This window comes from Roseomonas alba (genome assembly GCF_019430885.1).
Classification (GTDB): Bacteria; Pseudomonadota; Alphaproteobacteria; order Acetobacterales; family Acetobacteraceae; genus Neoroseomonas; species Neoroseomonas alba.
The window spans coordinates 85,124-101,994 of the sequence record NZ_JAHYBZ010000011.1 but is presented as its reverse complement, the minus strand read 5'-3'; the positions used below and the strand labels follow the sequence as shown (position 1 = coordinate 101,994).

Sequence of the window (16,871 nt, the reverse complement as noted above, 5' to 3'; positions counted from 1 at the left end):
GGGCGCGCCATGCTGGACCGGGCGTATCACCCGCAATGCCGCGCCGCGGCGGCGTATTGCACGGATGCCGCGCAGCAGCGCAAACGCGGCCTGACCCTCTTCGCGCTCGCCTTCGGGACCTTCTGCATCGGCACCTCCGAATTCGCCAGCATGGGCATCATCCAACTCTTCTCGGCGAGCCTCGACATCAGCATCCCAACCGCGACGCATGCGATCACGGCCTATGCCTTCGGCGTCGTGGTCGGCGCGCCGCTGATCACGCTGGCGGCAGCTCGGCTGAACCGACGCAGCCTGCTGCTCGGCCTGATGGCGCTGTTCGTGTTCGGCAACCTGCTCTCCGCTGTCGCGACGGATCTCAGCCTGTTCGTGGTGGCGCGGCTCATCACCGGCCTGCCGCAAGGCGCCTATTTCGGGGCGGGCGCGGTCGTCGCCTCCTACATCGTCGGGCCGGGGCGTGGCGGTAGCGCCTTCGCGCTGGTGATGACCGGGCTGACGGTGGCGACGATCGTTGGCTCGCCCCTCGCCACCTTCCTGGGTCAGCTCATCGGCTGGCGCAGCACCTATGGTGCGGTGGCGGGGCTGGGCGTGCTGTCCGTGCTCGCGCTCTGGGCCTGGGTGCCGCGCTCGGACGCCCTGAAGGGCGGACCGGTGGTGCAGGAACTCACCGCGCTCCGCAAGCCGGCAGTCTGGATCATGATGCTGGTCGCAGCACTGGGCATCGCCAGCATCTTTGCGGTCTATACCTTCATCGCGCCCATCGTCACCGATGTCGCGCAGCTGGACCCAGGCTGGATCCCGGTCGCGCTGGCGCTGTTCGGCATCGGCATGACAGTGGGCAACCTGGTCGGCGGCAGGATGGCGGATGCGCATCCCTCGCGCGGCCTGCTGGTCGGCTATGCGACCACGCTCGCCGTGCTGGCCGCGCTCGCGCTCGGGGGGGCGGATGCCTGGGTGCTGATGGTGGCGCTGTTCGGCGTCGGTGCGACGACGATGGCGGCAATCCCAACCATCCAAGTGCGCCTCACGCGCTTCGCGCCGGAGGCGCCGACGCTGATGGGGGCGATGAACCTCGCTTCGCTGAATGTCGCCAACGCGATCGGCGCCTGGGCAGGGGCGGTCGTCATTGCCAGCGGCTTCGGGCTGCTCGCCGCGGCCTGGGCCGGCTTTGTCCTCACGCTGCTCGGCCTGGCTCTGTTTGCCCTCACCATGCCGCGGGCGCCGCAATGGGCGCCGGGCTGAAGCAGCGCGCTGCCAATTCGCGGGAAGGTACTCTCTTGGCGCGAACCATCACCCGCAAGGCCGCTGGCCTGGCCGCCGTCCTCCTGGTGATTGCCATCGGCTATCTCTGCCTCTGGCCGATCCCGGCGGAGCCGGTTTCCTGGCACGCGCCGACCCCGCCGGGCTATGTCGGCGCCCATGCGCCGAACACCCGGTTGGCCGGCCTCCGCATGATCGACCTAGGTGATGAGGTGGGCCCCGAGCACATAGCGATGGGTCCGGATGGTAAGCTCTATGCCGCGATAACGAGCGGCAATCTGCTGCGCATGGACCCGGATGGCGCCAACCGGGAAGTCTTCGCGAATACGGGCGGGCGGGTGCTGGGCTTCGATTTCGATGGACGCGGCCGCATGGTGGTGGCGGACGCCATGAAGGGGTTGCTGGCAATCACGCCGGATCGGCAGGTGTCGATGCTGACCGACCGTGTCTCGCCGGGTGATCCCATCCGCTATGCCAACGCGATCGTCGTGGCACCCGATGGAACGATCTACTTCACGGATGCATCCGCGCGCTTCGCGCCTTCCGCATGGGGTGGCACCTATGAAGCCAGCGTCCTCGATATCCTGGAACAGTCGGCCAGCGGCCGGGTTCTCGCCTTCGACCCGGCGACCGGGCGGACCCGCCTCGTTGCCCATGGCCTCTCCTTCGCCAACGGAGTCGCGCTATCTTCTGACGGCCACACGCTGTTCGTGGCCGAGACGGGCCGCTACCGCATCTGGCGGATCGATGGCCACGCCGAGGGCCTCGACGTGGGGAGCAGTTCACCACGGGCCCGCGTGCTGCTCGACAACCTGCCGGGCTATCCTGACAACCTGATGCGCGGGCGCGGCGGCCGCATCTGGGTGGGCCTGTTCAAACCGCGGAATCCGGCCGCAGACAGTCTCTCCGAGCGGCCATTCCTCCGCTCTGTCCTGCTCAGGCTGCCTCGCTTCATGCTGCCGCTTGGCGAGTCATACGGGCACGTCCTCGCCATCGACGAGGATGGCCGCGTCATCGCCGATCTGCAGGACCCGAGCGGCGCCTATCCCGAAACCACGGGCGTCACTGAGACCGCGGAACGGTTCTACATTCACAGCCTCCATGCGCGCGGGATTGGCTGGATGCCGCCCTAACCTGCGCCACAACACGCGCGCTATCGGCCCGGAGAGGAGCGCGTGCCGTGCCGGCGGGCACGCCGCACAAGCATCGGTAGAGCCGCCTCCAACCGCGGCTGTCTGGCTTCCACCCGACTCAACGCCGACCAGCACGCTCAGGGAGCAAGTCCATGCAAGACATCATCAGCAGGCAGCGCGCCCATTTCGACACCAGTGCGACCAAGCCGGTCTCCTTTCGGATCGAGCAGTTGCACCGATTGAAGCGGGTTCTCGAGCAGCACGAGGGCGCGCTTCAGGAAGCGATCGCTGCAGACTATGGAAAGCAACGCTACGAGACCTTCATCACGGAATTGCTTCCAGTCTACAGCGAGATCGATGCAGCGATCGCGAACGTCGCCGCATGGTCGACGCCCAGCCTGGTGGCGTCCTCGCCCTTCACCTCGCCGGGCCGGTGTTACGTCATGCCGGAGCCGCTCGGCGTTAGCCTGGTGATCGGACCGTGGAACTATCCCGTTCAATTGACCCTGGTGCCTGCCGTCGCCGCACTGGCCGCAGGCTGCACCGTCGTGCTGAAGCCCAGTGAGATGACCGCCCATACAAGCGCGGTGATCGCTAGCCTCGTTGCCGCAGCGTTTGATCCGGCTTATCTCACTGTCGTCGAAGGCGGCGTGAGTGAAACCAGCGCGCTTCTGGCACAGAAGTTCGACATGATCTTCTTCACGGGCAGCGTTGCCGTTGGCCGGATCGTCTATCAAGCCGCAGCCAAGAGCCTGACGCCGGTCGTGCTCGAATTGGGCGGCAAGAGCCCGACCATCGTGGCGCCCGACGCCAACCTTCCTCTCGCAGCGCGACGGATCGCATGGGCCAAGTTCCTCAACGCCGGCCAGACCTGCATCGCGCCCGACTACGTCTATGTTCATCGCTCGATCTATGAGGAATTTCTCGATGCTGTAGCGAAAGAAATTGCTTCCAGTCGATATGGACTGGAGAATCAGAACTTCGTCCGGATCGTCAACGCGCGGAACCTGGAGCGCGTGGCCGCTCTCATCGATCAGCGAAAGGTCTTCACCGGCGGCCTGGTCGACGTCGATCAGCGCATGATCGCGCCAACTGTGTTGCGCGACGTGGATTGGAGCGACCGCGTCATGGGCGAAGAGGTGTTCGGCCCCGTCCTGCCGACGCTCGTCTATGACGACATTGAGGACGTCGTCAGCCAGATCAAGCAACGCGACAAGCCGCTGGCCCTTTACCTATTCACCGAAGATGCCGGGACGAAGCGCAAGATCTTGTCCGAACTCTCCTTCGGAGGCGGGGCAATTAATGATGCCGTCGTCCAGGTTACAAACGGCGATCTGCCATTCGGCGGCGTGGGGACCAGCGGCATCGGCAGCTATCACGGCGAAGCCGGCTTCAGATCGTTCTCTCACTATAAGAGCATCGTGGACCGCGACGCCGTGACGACTGCGGAGGAGCAGCAGTTCCGATACTCCCCATACAATGATGATGATCTAGAGATTATGAGGCAAACCTTCGGCATCAGGCCGGGCTGATCGAGGCTCGCCTTAGCCACGGGGCCTGGGTTTCCGGATCGGGGGCGGTGATGGGGATCGCGGCGGGCGCCCTGGTGCCCACCTGGCCAGCTACGTAGTTGGGGGCGGATTCAGAGGTGACGGCACTACAGCAGCCATCCCGCTGACGGCACGCGCCGCTTCGGCGATGCGCCGGGCCGGCGTGCTGGCCGCATGTTTGCAAGGCCGCCCTCAGCCGCGGCGTGTTGCAACGACGGGCTCATGGGTGGGGGTTGCTGGTGCGGCTTTCACCCCCTGGGTGGCTGGCTCCCACGCGGGCATGACATGCGCGGTCGGCCTCGCCACCTCAACGGTCACGGGCACAACGAATGCAGGTGCGGCGAATGTCTGCTTTGCCGGGAAGCCGCCCTCCCAGGAAGCGGCGCGGACGTAAGCCTCGATGCGCCGCGGCCTGTCCTTGATCGCCCCGCCCGACCGCAGGTGTACCATCTCGACGACCCTGCTGCCGGACGCGCCGGCACGTCGTGGAATGGTCAGCAACTCGCGTCTGTTGGAAGCCTCGGGCCTCGCGCCGAAGGCGGCTGCGTGGCAGGCGATGGAGGAAGTGACCGGCCCCATCGTCGCCATCACCTCGGTGCTCGCGGCGGTCTTCGCGCCGGCGGCCTTTCTCGCCGGGCTGCAGGGCGAGTTCTACCGCCCTGTTCGCGGTGACCATCGCGGTCTCGACGGTGCTCTCCGCGATCAACTCGCTGACGCTGAGCCCGGCGCTCGCCGGCGTCATGCTGCGCCCGCACGGCGCGCCGCATCGCGGGCCGCTCGGTGCCTTCTTCCGGCTGTTCAACCGGGGCTTCGACGCGACGGCCGCAGCCTATGGCGGCTTCGTGCGGCGGGCGGCGCGGGCGGGGGCAGCGGCGCTCGTGCTCTATGCCGGGCTGCTCGGCCTTGCCTGGACCGGGCTGCAGCGGGTGCCAACGAGCTTCGTGTCGCAGCAGGACAAGTACTACCTGGTCGGCATCGCCATCCTGCTGGCCGGCACCTCCATCGAGCGCAGCGAGGCCATGGCGCGCGAGATGTCGCGCATGATGCTGGAGGCGCCTGGCGTCGAGAGCGTCGTCGCCTTCCCCGGTCTGTCGATCGACGGCTTCGCCACCCTGCCCAATGCCGCGGTGGTCTTGCCGCGCGAGCCGCAGCCCGTCTGGCGCCCGACGGAAACGCGGTCATCTTCAGCACGAACTCCACCCATGCCGCCAACCCGCAGCTGATGCGCGAACCCGGGTACGATCCGATCCGCGACTTCGCGCCAGTCACGTTGATCGGTCTGGCACCACTCGCCCTCTTCGTGAGGTCCGACTTCCCGGCGCAGACGCTTTCCGAGTTCCTGGAATACGCGAAGGCGGAGCAGCGCCAGATGAACTTCGGCACCGGGAACACCGGTAGCTTGGTAGCGGCGCACCTGCTGATGCGCCGTGGCGGCTTCCAGGCGGAGCAGATCTCCTACCGCGGCACTCCGGAAGCGATAACGGACCTACTCGCCGGACGCCTCCAGTTCGTCGTCACCGACATGGGGCCAACTAGGGGACATGTGCAGGCTGGCACCCTGCGGCCGATCGCGGTCACCTCGCGGACTCGCAGCGTCGCGCTGCCAGACGTGCCAACGATGCAGGAGTCCGGCCTGCCGGACTTCGACTTTGCGTCCTGGAATGCGATCCACGCCAGAGCCGGTTCGCCGCCCGAGATCATCGGGACGCTGAACAGGGCCTTCGTCGAGGCGATCCTTAGCCCGGAGGGAACGGCGTTCTTCCGTAACCTCGGTATCAACACTGCCCCCGGTACACCTGAGCAGCTAGGCGAATTCAACGCGAGCGAATTGCAGAGGTGGGGGGAGTTCGTGGCCCTGGCACAGATTCCGAAAACGTGAGCCGCGGCGCGACGATGGCTTATCACGAGGGGCCAGCCCCGTCCGACCGGTCGAGCGCCTCCGCCTCAGGAGTTCCTGCTCGCGCCGTTGATGCCGCTGGGGAAGGTGGGGCTGATCTTTGGCGCGGGAGGCATTGCGAAGTCATTGGTCGCGCTCGGCGGCTTCTCGGTCCTGGGCAGCCAGATCCCGCTGGAAGCGGCGGGCGCCAGCGTCTTCCTGACCCTCGAGGACGACACGGCGGAAGTGCACCGTCGGATCGCGGCATTGGATCCGCTGGGCCGGCGCGACGGCGCGCCCTGTTTCGTCATCCCTGCACTCGATCTTCCGGGCTTCGACCCCGCCCTCGTCACAGCGGAAGGACGTGTCGCGGCCTTGACGGCGTTCCCGATCGACGGCCTCGACCGCCTACGCACCAGCGTTGCAACGGAGACGGGTCGCAAGGTGCGGCTACTGGTGCTGGATCCCGCCGGTGACTTCCTGAACGCTAACGAGAACGACGCCACCTTCGTGAAGCTGCTAGTGCGCCATCTGCGCTCCATCGCGGCGCGTCATGGCTGCACGATCAGTCTGCTCGGGCACGTGGCGAATCCGACGTGCCGCTGGATGATCTCCGGATCTGACGTGATCCAGTCCACTTCGCCACCCACTTGCGCGCAGGCCGCGCCGACGGCGTTAGTGACCGCGTGGTGTTCGATCCGCGTGACATCGGAGACCCCTTCCATGCGATCGGGGACGATGAAGCTGCCGCCGCCGACCGCGGCGAACGGAACGGCAGCAGCATCCGTCTTCAAGGCATTGTCGTAGCCGTTGCCAAGGCTGCCAGCGCGCGGCTCGATTCCGGACTCGCCGGGCGCGCGGCGTAGTGGATGGAGCCGTCGTGTCTGAGCCTACCGCCGTGATGCACCGGGGGGTCTGTCACTGCCTCAGCTCGGTCCGCCAGCTCGCGCCAGTCGCCCCGTGCGCCCTGATCGACTCTTCCCGGGCGGCCTCCTCATGATCACACAATGTCCGTGCAAAGCAGTGCCTAGGATTGGATATCCGTCATCGGCCGCCGAGGCCCGCTGGCCACGCTTGGCCACCATCGGACTCAAGGGGCCAGGCCATGGAAGAGCGACGCGACATCGTCCAGCCTGTCGAGCCGAAGAAAGCCCTCGGCTGCCCGCTCCGCCTGCGCCGGCGTTAGGACGCCGTCCGTATTGGCGCGGAACTTCGCGAGGATGTCCGCTTCCGCCATAGGGTTGGCACGCGTTCCGCGCATGTCGTCGATACGATGCGATACCACCCGGCCATCGCGAAGCCTTACTGCCACCCCGCCGCCGGATCGCGTGGCGGTGGTGCCGGGATCATCCTCGTACTCGACGAGATCGGCGATGGCATTGATGGCGGGATCGCGCAGGCTCGCCTCGGCATAGGCGTCCTTGTCCATCCGTCCGCGGACCAGGGCCTCCGCCACCGTATGCTGCAGGCTGATGCGACCATGCCAGGTGGTGGCCGGACGGCGCTTGTCGGCCACCGGCTCGCACATCGTCGCGAAGGATCGCTGACCGATCCGGCAGGTCACGCCGACGAGGTCCTCCGGCCGGATCCCGTGCTGTTCGCGCAGCACCAGGGCGCATTCGATATGCGGCATCATGGTGAAGGCGCAGGGATGCACCTTGGAGGCGATGTTGAGCACCTCCCACACCTCGCCCAGCCCATCGCAGAACGCCGCGAAGCGCAGATCGTCGCGGCCCTGCACATGGCTGCGGAACCAGCCGAAGCGGCCGTCGAAGACCGGCCTCGGGCCGGAGATGCCGGCCTCGGCGAGTGCGAGGGCACGCATCGCGCCGGTCGCTGCCATGCCGACATGCATCATCTTGGTCGAGCTACCATCCTCGAAGGAGGCGTTGATCCCGGCCGACAGGCTGCCCGCCGCGCCGATCGCGTCCGCGATCAGCCCGGCGCCGTGGCCTCGCAGCTTCGCCAGCCCATAGACGCCGCCGAACACGCCGAAGACCGCCGTCGGATGGAAGCCCAGCGTATGCAGCCGCACCGGCGTGACGAGGCCAAGCCGGCAGGTCAACTCGCTGCCCACCAGCACAGCCTCGATCAGCGCGCGGCCGGACAGGTGGCGCCGCTGGCATTCGGGGAACGCGACGGCGACCACCGGGGCAGTCGGGTGGATGAAGCTCTCGATATGGGTGTCGTCGAATTCCAACGCGGCGGTCATGACGCCGTTCACGAAGGCCGCGGCCATCGGCGAGACATCCTCGGCATCGCCGAGGATGCGCGCCCCCGCGCCCTGATCCACCGCCAGCGCCGCCCGCTTCGCCGCGACGACGAGGTCGAGCTGGCGCGCCGCCAGCATCACGCCCACCAGGTCTAGGATGCGCAGCTTTGTGCTCTCCACCACCGCTTGCGGCACGTCCTCCAGCGACAGCGCGGCCACCCATGCAGCGGCACGCGCATTCAGACCCGTCATTCCCCGGTGATCCCGGCGGTGCGGATGATGGCGCCGAACTGCCGGTTGTCCTCGCGCAGATCCTCGGCGAGTTGGGCGGGCGAGCGGTAGCTCGGCACGACGCCGACGCGCCCTAGGCGTTCGAGGAAGGCGGGATCGCGCAGCATGGCCTCCACAGCCTCGGCGTAGGTGGCGACGATCTCGGGCGGCATGTTCGGCGGGCCCATCAGCGCCTGCCAGCCTGAGGTACGAACATTGGGATAGCCCTGTTCGGCGAGCGTCGGGATATCGGGGAATTGCGGTAGGCGGCGGTCGCCCACGGCCGCCAAGCCGCGCAGGCGCCCCTGCTGGACATGCTGGATCACCACGGTATCGATCATGAAGTCCACATCGCCGCTCAGCATGGCCTGCACCCCCGGCGCCGAGCCGCGGAAAGGGATATGCGTCGCGTCGATGCCGGCTTCGCGGCGGAACATCTCGGTCATCACATGCAGCGTGGAGCCGACGCCGGAGGAGCCGTAGTTGAGCTTGCCGGGGTTGTTCTTCCCATAGGCGACCAGCTCGGCCAGCGTCGTCACCGGCAGCGTGTTGCGCACCGCGAGCAGCCGCTGCGATTCGCTGATATTGGCGATGGCGGTGAAGCCGGTGACCGGGTCGTAGCCGACATTCGCGATATGCGGGAGGATCGCGAAGATCGCATTGCCCGCCAGCAGGATGGTAGTGCCGTCCGGTGCCGCGCGGCTGACGGCGCGCGCCGCGATGGCACCACCCGCCCCGCCCTGGTTTTCCACCACGACCGGTACGCCGAGCCGCTGCGACAGCGCTTCCGCCACCATGCGGCCGACCAGGTCGCCCGTGCCGCCGGCGGCATAGGCGACGATCATGCGGATCGGACGGTCGGTGAAGGCGGCCTGTGCCGGCACGCCCAGCGCGGCGGCGACCCCGCCCAGCAGCAGGCGGCGTGTCCAGGCCGGGGACCGCGCCTCCCGCCTCGTCCCGTCACCGGTCATCATTGCCTCCCTTGTCTTGGACGTCTGCGTGTTGCCGACGTCGCAGCGGCGTCGGTCCGCTCACCTGCTCTAGCAGCCGCCCCGGCGCGTCGCCCGGTTTGCCCGCGATCATTCCGCAATACGGAAAACGAACAGAGGTGACGCGGCCCGCTGCCCGCCATCGGGCAGGATGCGGGCTCGGCAGAAAGGTCGGGAGGAAGAAACGATGCAAACCACGCGCCGCCCTATGCTGCTTGCCGCCGCGACCGCCCTTGTCGCCGGCGGAGCGGGGCCAGAGAGCTATCCCAACCGCGCCATCCGCGTCATCGTCCCCTATGCCGCCGGCGGCACGGACCAGTACATCCGGCTGCTGCAACAGGAATTCGGCCAGGCGCTGGGCCAACCCGTGGTGATCGATTCCGTCCCCGGCGGCGGGGGCGGCGTCGGCGCCAACCGCGTCCGCACCAGCGCTGCGGATGGCTACACCCTGCTCTTCGCCAGCACGGCGGCGCTGACCGTGGTGCCGCGCCTGCAGAACCAGCCCTATTCGGCGGCGGATTTCGCGCCGATCTGCAACCTGGTTGCCATTCCCATCATGATCGCGGCCAAGCGCGGCGCCCGCTTCCGCGCCATCGACGAGATGCTGGCCGAGGCGCGGCGGCAGCCCGAGAGTGTCAGCATCGGCTCGCCGGGCATCGGCAGCACGCCGCACTTGGCCGCCGAGGCGCTGGCCCGCGCCGCTGATGTGAAGCTGCTGCAGGTGCCATACCAGGGCATCGCGCCGGCCATGGCCGCGCTGCTCGCCGGCGATATCGACCTGGTCTCCGGCGCGCCCGGCATCATCATGCCGACGGTCGAATCGCATGGCATCATCCCCCTGGCGCAGACCGGCGCATCCCGCATCACCGCGCTGCCCGACCTGGTCACGCTGAAGCAGGCAGGGCTCGATGTCGAGCTGGTGACGCGCTTTGCCTTCTTCGCGCCGAAGGAGACGCCGGTGCCGATCCTCGACCGGCTCGAGCAGGCCTTCCTGCAGGCGGCCGCGGCGCCGGCCTATGCCGATGCGATGCGGCGCGCCTACAACGAGGTGGTGTTGCTTGACCGCCGTCAGCTCGCCACGGCGCTGGCCGAGGAGGATGCGGCCAATGCGCGGCTGATCCGGACGCTCGACATCCGGTAGGACGCTGACGGTTCACGCATAGACGACGCCACAGCCCGGCCCCGCCGGCACCGCGATCATGCCGTCCTCGATCGGCAGCGGCGTGAAGGGATCGTCGAGGATGTGGTCGTGTTCCGACAGCTCGCAGGCGAAGGGTAGCTGCCGTAGCGAGGCGGCAGCATGGGCCGAGGCCGCCTGCAGCAGCGCCGGGCCGAAGGCGGCACCCATGCGCGTCGCGACCTGCCCGGCCTCCAGGATTCGCGCGGCGGTGACGAAGTTGCGCACGCCGCCGAGCTTGGTGAGCTTCAGGTTCACGACATCCGCGACGCGGCCTTCCACCACGCGCAGGACGTCGGCGACGGTCTCCACCGTCTCATCCGCCTCGACTGGCACCGGCAGGGTGCGGGTGAGCAGCGCCAGGCCCTTCCAATCGGCCGCGGGGACCGGCTGCTCGACCAGCGCGATGTCGAAGGGCTCGATCCGCGTCCAGGCCGCGAGGAAGCCTTTCGCGCTGTAGGACTGGTTCGGATCGAGGGTCAATGCGATGTCGACGCCGACCGCCGCGCGCACCTCGGCGACGCGCCGGGCATCGAGCGCGCCGTCGCCGGAGAGCTTGAGCTTCAGGCTACGATAGCCCTTCGCGGCGAGCGCGGCCGCAGCCGCGGCCATGGCCTCCGGCGCCTTGATCGGCAGGATGCGCGATTGCGGAATGCGGTCGCGGAAACGCCCGCCCATCAGGGCCGAAAGTGGCAGGCCGGCACGCCGCGCCGCGAGGTCGTGCAGCGCCATGTCGATCGCCGCCTTCACCGAGCGGCTGCCGGCCAGCGAGGCCTCGACCAGATCCATGATCGCGGCGAGATCCGCCACGTCGCGCCCCACCAGCAGGGGCCGCAGGAAGTGCAGCGCCGCTTCGGCGCCGGCGCCATGGGTGGAGATCGCGGGGATCGCATGGGCATAGCCGAGCCCGGTGACGCCATCCCCATCCGTCAGGGCGAGCACCCAGCCCTGCAGTTCCGGCACGGTGGCGCGGGCGAAGGTCCAGTTGGCATCCGCCTGGCGCTGGGTGCAGGGATGCAGCGTTGCGCTGGCGATGCGCGCGCCCGGAGTGTCGGTCATCGGTTGTGGTCCTTCGATGCTGGTGCGGACGATGAAGCGGCCCCGATTTCGCCATCCGGAACGGCCGGTGCGGCGTGTCGCGCGACCACGCGTTGCGGCCGCAAGATGCGCGGCGCAGCGGGACGAGCCGGCGGGCGGCCAGCGATCGGGCCCGGCCCTGCCGTGACGACCGGCGATACAGGGAGACAGACGGCATGAGCGAATTGAAGAACGGCAATCTCGGCCCCTTGAGCCTCGATGGACGCGTCGCGGTGATCACCGGCGCCAGCAGCGGCATCGGCGCGGCCTCGGCGCAGCGCCTGGCGGAGCTCGGGGCGCGGATCGTCATCGGCTACAATAGCGGGCGCGACCGGGCGGAGGCCCTGGCCGCGGCGCTGCCCGGCAGCGGCCACATGCCGCTGCACCTGCCGCTCACCGATACGGCGGCGATCCGCGCCGCGGCGGCCGAAGTCGACGCGCGCTACGGCCGCGCCGACGTGCTGGTGAATTCCGCCGGGACGACGCGCGCAGTGCCGCATGGTGACCTCGAGGCCATGGACGATGCGACCTTCGACAGCATCCTGATCACCAATGTACGCGGGCCCTTCGCGGTGATCCGCAGCTTCGTCCCGCTGCTGCGGCGCAGCGGCGATGCGGTGGTGGTCAACATCTCCTCGCTGGCGGCGATGACCGGGCTCGGCAGCTCGGTCGCCTATTGCGCGTCGAAGGCGGGGCTCGACACCATGGCGATGTCGCTCGCCCGGGTGCTGGGGCCGGAGATCCGCATCATCGGCATCTCGCCCGCCGGGGTCGATACCGACTTCGTCCCCGGGCGCAGTCGCGAGGCGGTGCTGAGGCAGGCCTCCCTGTCGCCGCTGAAGACGGTCTGCCAGGCCGATGACGTGGCCATCGCCGTGGCGGCGGCGGTGACGCATCTGCGCCTGACGACGGGGACCACGCTGCTGGTGGATGGCGGGCGACATCTGTGATCCCCGTCGCGCCGGCCGTCCTCAGCCTGAGGTCGGCCGGCTGCCCTTGAACAGCGGCTTCGTGGTGCGGGAGGCGTAGCGCCACTTGCCATCCGCGCCGCGCACGCATTCGTCGGTCACCGCACCGATCAGGATCGGCGGCTCGGACATCAGCGGCGGCTTGCCGTCCTCAGCGTAGAGGCACATGGTCCATTCTGCCGTCGCGTGGTTCTCGTCATGCACGATGACGTGGAAGTTGTGGATCAGGTGCCGTGCGACGCGGTCGCCCCGCGACTCTCGCTCGGAATAGAAGCCCTTGATCGCCTCATGGCCCTGCCGTGCCTTGTGGCTGGTGGTGTAGACGCCGTCCTCGGTGAAGAATTCGTGGGCATTGCGGCCCCAGTCGGAATCGACATCGCGCCAGAAGGCGATGTTCAGCATTTCCAGCTCCTGCCGGATGCGCAGCTCGTCGATGGCCATGGCGGTGTGTCCCTTGCCTTACAGGTAGTCGGTGAATTGCGCCGGATCGACCAGCGTCCCTTCGTCCAGCCCGCGCAGCGCGGCCTGGACCATGGCGATGCGCGCCTCCTTCGTGCTGGCCCCGGCATGCGGGGTGGACAGCAGATTGGGCTGGCGCAGCAGGCGGTCATTCTCCGCCGGTTCATGGGCGAAGACGTCGATGCAGGCGGCGACCAGCGCGCCGCTCTCCAGCCGTTCGAGCAGCGCATCCTCGTTGACGATGCCGCCACGGCAGGTGTTGACCAGGACGCAGTCGGGCCGCAGGCGGGCGAGCGTCGCGGCGTCGTAGAGATTCTCCGTCGCCCGGCCGCGCGGGATGTGCAGAGACAGCACCTCCGACCGCTCCAGCAATTCGTCGAAGCCGACCGGGGTGACGCCATGCGCGGCGTAGAACTCGGGATAGTCGCGGATGTCGTGGGTGATGATGGTGCAGCCGAAGGGCCGGAGGAGGCGCACCACCTCCTTGCCGATATGGCCGCAGCCATGCAGGCCGACGGTGCGCCCGGTCAGGCTGCGGCCGACGCGGGTGCGCGGCCTTTCGCCGTTGCGCATCGCCAGGCTGAGCGGCGTGACCCAGCGCAGCCCGGCGATCATGAAGCACAGCGCGAGTTCGGCCACCGCCAGGCGATTGACGCCGGGCGTGAAGCCCAGCCGCACGCCATGGCGCTGGCAGGCCGCGAGGTCCACCGTGTTCAGCCCGACCCCGAAGATGCCGATGTTGCGGATATGGGGCAGCGCCTCGAGCACGCGGTCATTCACCACGTCGCCGCCCATGATCGCGCAGTCGCAATCGGCGAGGAAGGCGATGATCTCCTCCGCCGTCATCCGGTGGCGGATATCCTCATTGAACTTCGCGTCCGGATACGCGGTGCGGATCAGGTCGCGCATATAGGGCACGCTACCGATGGCGCCGTTGGTGACGCCGGGACGACGGAACACGATGGCAGGCCTCCGTCAGTCGATCGAGATGCCGGCGGCCTGGATGATCGGCCGCCACAGCGCCACCTCGGCGGCCATGCGGCGCGTCAGGTCGGTGGGCGTGCCGCCGAGCGGCGTCAGGCCGAGCGGCGGCAGCATGGCCTTGGTCGCATCGAGCGCGAGATAGCTGTTGGCTGCCTCGTTCAGCGCGCCGATCATGACCTCGGGCATATGCGCGGGGCCGAGTAGGGAGATCCAGCCGGTGGCCTGGAAATCCGGGACACCCTGCGCTTGAACCGGCGGCGTCCGCGGCAATTGCGGGATAGGTGCAGCCGAGGTCACGCCGAGCGCCTTCAGCGTGCCGTTCTCGATATGCGGCAGATAGGTGGTGACGAGGTCGATGCCCATATCCACCGCGCCGGCCAGCAGGTCGTTCGTGAGCGGGGCGGAGCCGCGATAGGGCACGATGTTGAGGCGGATGCCGGTGCGGTACATCAACAGCTCGACCGCAAGATGCGCCGCCGAGCCGAGCGGCGGGGTGCCACAATTCACCTTGTCCGGATTGGCCTTGGCGTAGTCGATGAGCTCCCGCACGTTGCTGTAGGGCATCTGGCTGCGCGCGGCGAGCACGATCGGCAATTCGGCGAGCGCGGCGATGGGCGTCAGGTCTGTCGTCGGATTGTAGGGCATCGACTTGAACAACAGCGTGTTGTTGGTGATCGGGCCGTTCGTCGTGACCATCAGCGTGTAGCCATCCGGGGCCGAGCGGGCCACGGCGGCCGTGCCGATATTGCCGTTCGCGCCCGACCGATTGTCGATCACGAAGGACTGGCCGAACTTCTCGGTGAAGTAGTTGGCGATGGAGCGCGCCAGCACATCCGTCGAGCCGCCCGCCGGCCAGGGCACGATGATGGTGACGGGGCGCGCCGGCCAGGCTTGCGCCGCGACGTCGCGCGCTGCCACCGCGATGCCCGCGCCCAGCGCGAGCCCGCCGATCTGCCGCCGTGTGATCATGGACATGGTCTGCTCCTCCCCGGTTCGTTGCGAATGGTCAGGCGCCGAAATACAGCCGCATGGGCGTGTCGCCGCCGATCAGCCGGCGCGTCGCGGCATCCGGCACCCAGTCGTGCAGATCCGCGACGGCCTGGGCATAGGTCGCCTTGTCCTCGAAGGCGGCGAAGGGCCAGTCGCTACCCCACAGCAGCCGCTCCCCGCCCGAAACGCGCAGCAGCGCCTGGGCATAGCTGCGCGCGGCCTCGCGCGAGGGCGCGCGGAAGCCGGCGGACATCTTTACCCAGGTGCGGCCGCGTTCCACCGCCGCGAGCAGCGCCTTGAAGCCCGGGCAATTGACGCCGAGGCGTTCGTCCGGCTTGCCGAAATGGTCGATCACCAGCTTCACGCCGGCATCCTCGACGGCCTTGATGACGCCCGGCAGCGCCTCGCCGCTGACCAGCGTGTGCACATGCCAGTCAAGGTCCCGCACGCGGCGCAGCAGTAGCCGATATTCATAGGAGCTGAGGTCCGGCGGATCCGGCACGCGGCGGAAGAACAGGCGGATGCCGACGATGCCTTCGGCCTTCATCCGCTCCAGCGTGTACATGTCGGTGTCCGGCCGCACATAGGCGGTCGCGCGCAGCCGCGGATACCGGCGCAGGGACCGGATGACATAGTCGTTGTACTGCCCGTGCAGGCTCGCCGCCGCGACGACGCCGAAGCCGACGCCGTGACGATCCATGATGTCGACGAACTGCTCGGCCGAGGCGTCCTCGGGCGGGTGGTGCCAGGCCCAGGAGGTGAGCGGCATGTCCGTGGTGTAGAGATGAAAGTGCGTGTCCACGAGCGGCGTATCGGTCGGCCCGGCGGTCTCGGTCATTCGCGTGGTATTCCTGCGGCTTCGACGATGGTCTTCCAGAGCGGCACCTCGGCCCGCATGCGCGCCGCCAGCGGGTCCGGCCCGTCCAGCATGGTCTCGGCGCCGACTTCCGCCATGCGTTCGGTCAGCACCGAGCCCTGGCGCAGCGGTGCGAGCTCGCGCATCAGCATCGCTGCCGCGCCGGGCGGCAGGTCGCGCCCGCCGAACAGGGCGAACCAGAGCTGCACGCCGTCGTATTCCGGCACGGATTCCGCGATGGTCGGCACATCCGGCAGCAACGTGCGCGTCAGCGCGCAATTCGCCAGCGCGCGCATGCGGCCGGCGCGGATATGCGGTAACACCTCGATCGGGCTGAGGAAGCCGGAATCGACCTCCCCGGCCAGCACCGCCGTCGCAGAGGGTGCGGAGCCGCGATAAGGGATGTGCAGCAGGTCGACGCGGCCGCGCGCGCGCAGCACCTCGGCGGCGAGGTGCACCGTGGTGCCGATGCCCGAGGAGCTGAAGCTGACCTTGCCCGGTTCGGCCCGCGCCTTGGCCAGGTAGGCGAGGAAGTCGCGGAACGGCGAATCCTCACGCACCACCAGCAGGATGGGCGAGGCGGCCGTCATGGTGACCGGCACCAGGTCGGTCATCGGATCGAAGCCCGGATCGCGCTGCAGCGCCGGCACCACGGCGACCGCGGATGTGGTGTGGAGCAGCGTGTGCCCATCGGTCGATTGCACCGCGGCACGGATGCCGACGGCACCGCCGGCGCCGGAACGGTTCTCCACCACGAAGGGCTTGCCGAGCTTGCGCTGCAGGACTTCCGCGATGATGCGAGCCGGGATGTCGGTGGTCCCGCCGGGCGCGAAGGGGACGATGATGCGTGTGGGTCGGCCGGGCCAGGCGTCCTGTGCCAAGGATGGTGATGCCACGGTGAGGGCAGCGCCGGTCAGCAGCGCCCGGCGCGGCAGTCCGATGGGGCGGCGGGCATCCCGGTCGAGGCCTGGCGGCATGGTGTTCCTCCGCGGCGCGTGAGCCCGTGCCGTTGCGCAGCAGCCTATGCAGGCCGGCCAAGGCCATCCACGATGCCGTGCCCGAATTCCGGCATA

16 protein-coding genes and 1 pseudogene are annotated in these 16,871 nt (G+C 68.5%); 9 read left to right on the top strand and 8 right to left on the bottom strand.

From position 1 onward, the window contains the following. Window positions 1-9 precede the first annotated feature (9 nt). From KPL78_RS26195 to KPL78_RS26170, 7 genes and pseudogenes are all read left to right on the top strand, one after another. Window positions 10-1,239 carry an MFS transporter gene (locus KPL78_RS26195; RefSeq protein ID WP_219765984.1) on the top strand — a complete coding sequence of 410 codons (1,230 nt, stop codon included), beginning with the start codon at window positions 10-12 and terminating at the stop codon, window positions 1,237-1,239. 35 nt (window positions 1,240-1,274) lie between these two features. After that, window positions 1,275-2,390, top strand: coding sequence for an SMP-30/gluconolactonase/LRE family protein (locus KPL78_RS26190; protein WP_255569472.1), 1,116 nt, complete (start codon window positions 1,275-1,277; stop codon window positions 2,388-2,390). Between the two features lie 98 nt (window positions 2,391-2,488). Beyond that, the gene (locus KPL78_RS26185; RefSeq protein ID WP_255569497.1) at window positions 2,489-3,922 is read left to right on the top strand and encodes an aldehyde dehydrogenase family protein; all 1,434 of its coding nucleotides are present in this window, start codon (window positions 2,489-2,491) and stop codon (window positions 3,920-3,922) included. A gap of 418 nt (window positions 3,923-4,340) precedes the next feature. Further along, a pseudogene (locus KPL78_RS30920) lies at window positions 4,341-4,589 on the top strand (efflux RND transporter permease subunit); the annotation flags it as partial. Between the two features lie 19 nt (window positions 4,590-4,608). Next, a complete protein-coding gene (locus KPL78_RS26180; protein WP_369412863.1) occupies window positions 4,609-5,163 on the top strand; it encodes an efflux RND transporter permease subunit in 555 nt (184 codons plus the stop codon). Then, window positions 5,097-5,819: a Bug family tripartite tricarboxylate transporter substrate binding protein gene (locus KPL78_RS26175; protein ID WP_219766130.1), complete on the top strand. Its 723-nt coding sequence runs from the start codon at window positions 5,097-5,099 to the stop codon at window positions 5,817-5,819. The genes KPL78_RS26180 and KPL78_RS26175 overlap by 67 nt, the downstream gene beginning before the upstream one ends. Window positions 5,820-5,840: 21 nt before the next feature. Further along, the gene (locus KPL78_RS26170; RefSeq protein ID WP_369412868.1) at window positions 5,841-6,623 is read left to right on the top strand and encodes an AAA family ATPase; all 783 of its coding nucleotides are present in this window, start codon (window positions 5,841-5,843) and stop codon (window positions 6,621-6,623) included. A gap of 283 nt (window positions 6,624-6,906) precedes the next feature. Here the strand turns inward: KPL78_RS26170 and KPL78_RS26165 are convergent, their stop codons facing one another. Continuing rightward, the gene (locus KPL78_RS26165) at window positions 6,907-8,280 is read right to left on the bottom strand and encodes an MmgE/PrpD family protein (protein WP_219765978.1); all 1,374 of its coding nucleotides are present in this window, start codon (window positions 8,278-8,280) and stop codon (window positions 6,907-6,909) included. After that, entirely contained in the window at window positions 8,277-9,269 is a 993-nt protein-coding gene (locus KPL78_RS26160; RefSeq protein WP_219765976.1) for a Bug family tripartite tricarboxylate transporter substrate binding protein, read from the bottom strand. The genes KPL78_RS26165 and KPL78_RS26160 overlap by 4 nt, the downstream gene beginning before the upstream one ends. Before the next feature lie 205 nt (window positions 9,270-9,474). On the opposite strand from KPL78_RS26160, the gene KPL78_RS26155 reads away from it, so the two are divergent. After that, a complete protein-coding gene (locus KPL78_RS26155) occupies window positions 9,475-10,428 on the top strand; it encodes a tripartite tricarboxylate transporter substrate binding protein (RefSeq protein WP_219765975.1) in 954 nt (317 codons plus the stop codon). Window positions 10,429-10,440: 12 nt separating this feature from the next. Here the strand turns inward: KPL78_RS26155 and KPL78_RS26150 are convergent, their stop codons facing one another. Further along, on the bottom strand, window positions 10,441-11,523 hold the full coding sequence (locus KPL78_RS26150; RefSeq protein ID WP_219765974.1) for a mandelate racemase/muconate lactonizing enzyme family protein: 1,083 nt from the start codon (window positions 11,521-11,523) through the stop codon (window positions 10,441-10,443). Window positions 11,524-11,717: 194 nt separating this feature from the next. Here KPL78_RS26150 and KPL78_RS26145 point away from each other — a divergent pair, with 194 nt between their 5' ends. Continuing rightward, complete coding sequence (locus KPL78_RS26145) at window positions 11,718-12,491, top strand: SDR family NAD(P)-dependent oxidoreductase (RefSeq protein ID WP_219765972.1); 774 nt, start codon at window positions 11,718-11,720, stop codon at window positions 12,489-12,491. A gap of 21 nt (window positions 12,492-12,512) precedes the next feature. Here KPL78_RS26145 and KPL78_RS26140 read toward each other — a convergent pair whose 3' ends face one another. Genes KPL78_RS26140 through KPL78_RS26120 form a run of 5 tightly spaced genes read right to left on the bottom strand, consistent with a single transcriptional unit; the run spans window position 12,513 to window position 16,775 of the window. Next, window positions 12,513-12,950, bottom strand: coding sequence for a nuclear transport factor 2 family protein (locus KPL78_RS26140; protein ID WP_219765970.1), 438 nt, complete (start codon window positions 12,948-12,950; stop codon window positions 12,513-12,515). 18 nt (window positions 12,951-12,968) lie between these two features. Beyond that, entirely contained in the window at window positions 12,969-13,928 is a 960-nt protein-coding gene (locus tag KPL78_RS26135) for an NAD(P)-dependent oxidoreductase (protein WP_219765968.1), read from the bottom strand. Between the two features lie 15 nt (window positions 13,929-13,943). Continuing rightward, complete coding sequence (locus KPL78_RS26130; protein ID WP_219765967.1) at window positions 13,944-14,927, bottom strand: Bug family tripartite tricarboxylate transporter substrate binding protein; 984 nt, start codon at window positions 14,925-14,927, stop codon at window positions 13,944-13,946. A gap of 31 nt (window positions 14,928-14,958) precedes the next feature. Then, window positions 14,959-15,780: an amidohydrolase family protein gene (locus tag KPL78_RS26125; protein WP_219765965.1), complete on the bottom strand. Its 822-nt coding sequence runs from the start codon at window positions 15,778-15,780 to the stop codon at window positions 14,959-14,961. Continuing rightward, window positions 15,777-16,775 (bottom strand): Bug family tripartite tricarboxylate transporter substrate binding protein, encoded by a 999-nt coding sequence (locus KPL78_RS26120; RefSeq protein WP_219765963.1) that lies wholly within the window; start codon window positions 16,773-16,775, stop codon window positions 15,777-15,779. The genes KPL78_RS26125 and KPL78_RS26120 overlap by 4 nt, the downstream gene beginning before the upstream one ends. Between the last annotated feature and the right edge of the window lie 96 nt (window positions 16,776-16,871).

Excerpts from the sequence above, each read along its gene's own strand:
- KPL78_RS26120 (WP_219765963.1), bottom strand. The coding sequence starts at position 16,775 with ATGCCGCCAGGCCTCGACCGGGATGCCCGCCGCCCCATCGGACTGCCG.
- KPL78_RS26160 (WP_219765976.1), bottom strand. The coding sequence starts at position 9,269 with ATGACCGGTGACGGGACGAGGCGGGAGGCGCGGTCCCCGGCCTGGACA.
- KPL78_RS26155 (WP_219765975.1), top strand. The coding sequence starts at position 9,475 with ATGCAAACCACGCGCCGCCCTATGCTGCTTGCCGCCGCGACCGCCCTT.
- KPL78_RS26195 (WP_219765984.1), top strand. The coding sequence starts at position 10 with ATGCTGGACCGGGCGTATCACCCGCAATGCCGCGCCGCGGCGGCGTAT.
- KPL78_RS26125 (WP_219765965.1), bottom strand. The coding sequence starts at position 15,780 with ATGACCGAGACCGCCGGGCCGACCGATACGCCGCTCGTGGACACGCAC.
- KPL78_RS26130 (WP_219765967.1), bottom strand. The coding sequence starts at position 14,927 with ATGTCCATGATCACACGGCGGCAGATCGGCGGGCTCGCGCTGGGCGCG.
- KPL78_RS26165 (WP_219765978.1), bottom strand. The coding sequence starts at position 8,280 with ATGACGGGTCTGAATGCGCGTGCCGCTGCATGGGTGGCCGCGCTGTCG.
- KPL78_RS26140 (WP_219765970.1), bottom strand. The coding sequence starts at position 12,950 with ATGGCCATCGACGAGCTGCGCATCCGGCAGGAGCTGGAAATGCTGAAC.
- KPL78_RS26150 (WP_219765974.1), bottom strand. The coding sequence starts at position 11,523 with ATGACCGACACTCCGGGCGCGCGCATCGCCAGCGCAACGCTGCATCCC.
- KPL78_RS26145 (WP_219765972.1), top strand. The coding sequence starts at position 11,718 with ATGAGCGAATTGAAGAACGGCAATCTCGGCCCCTTGAGCCTCGATGGA.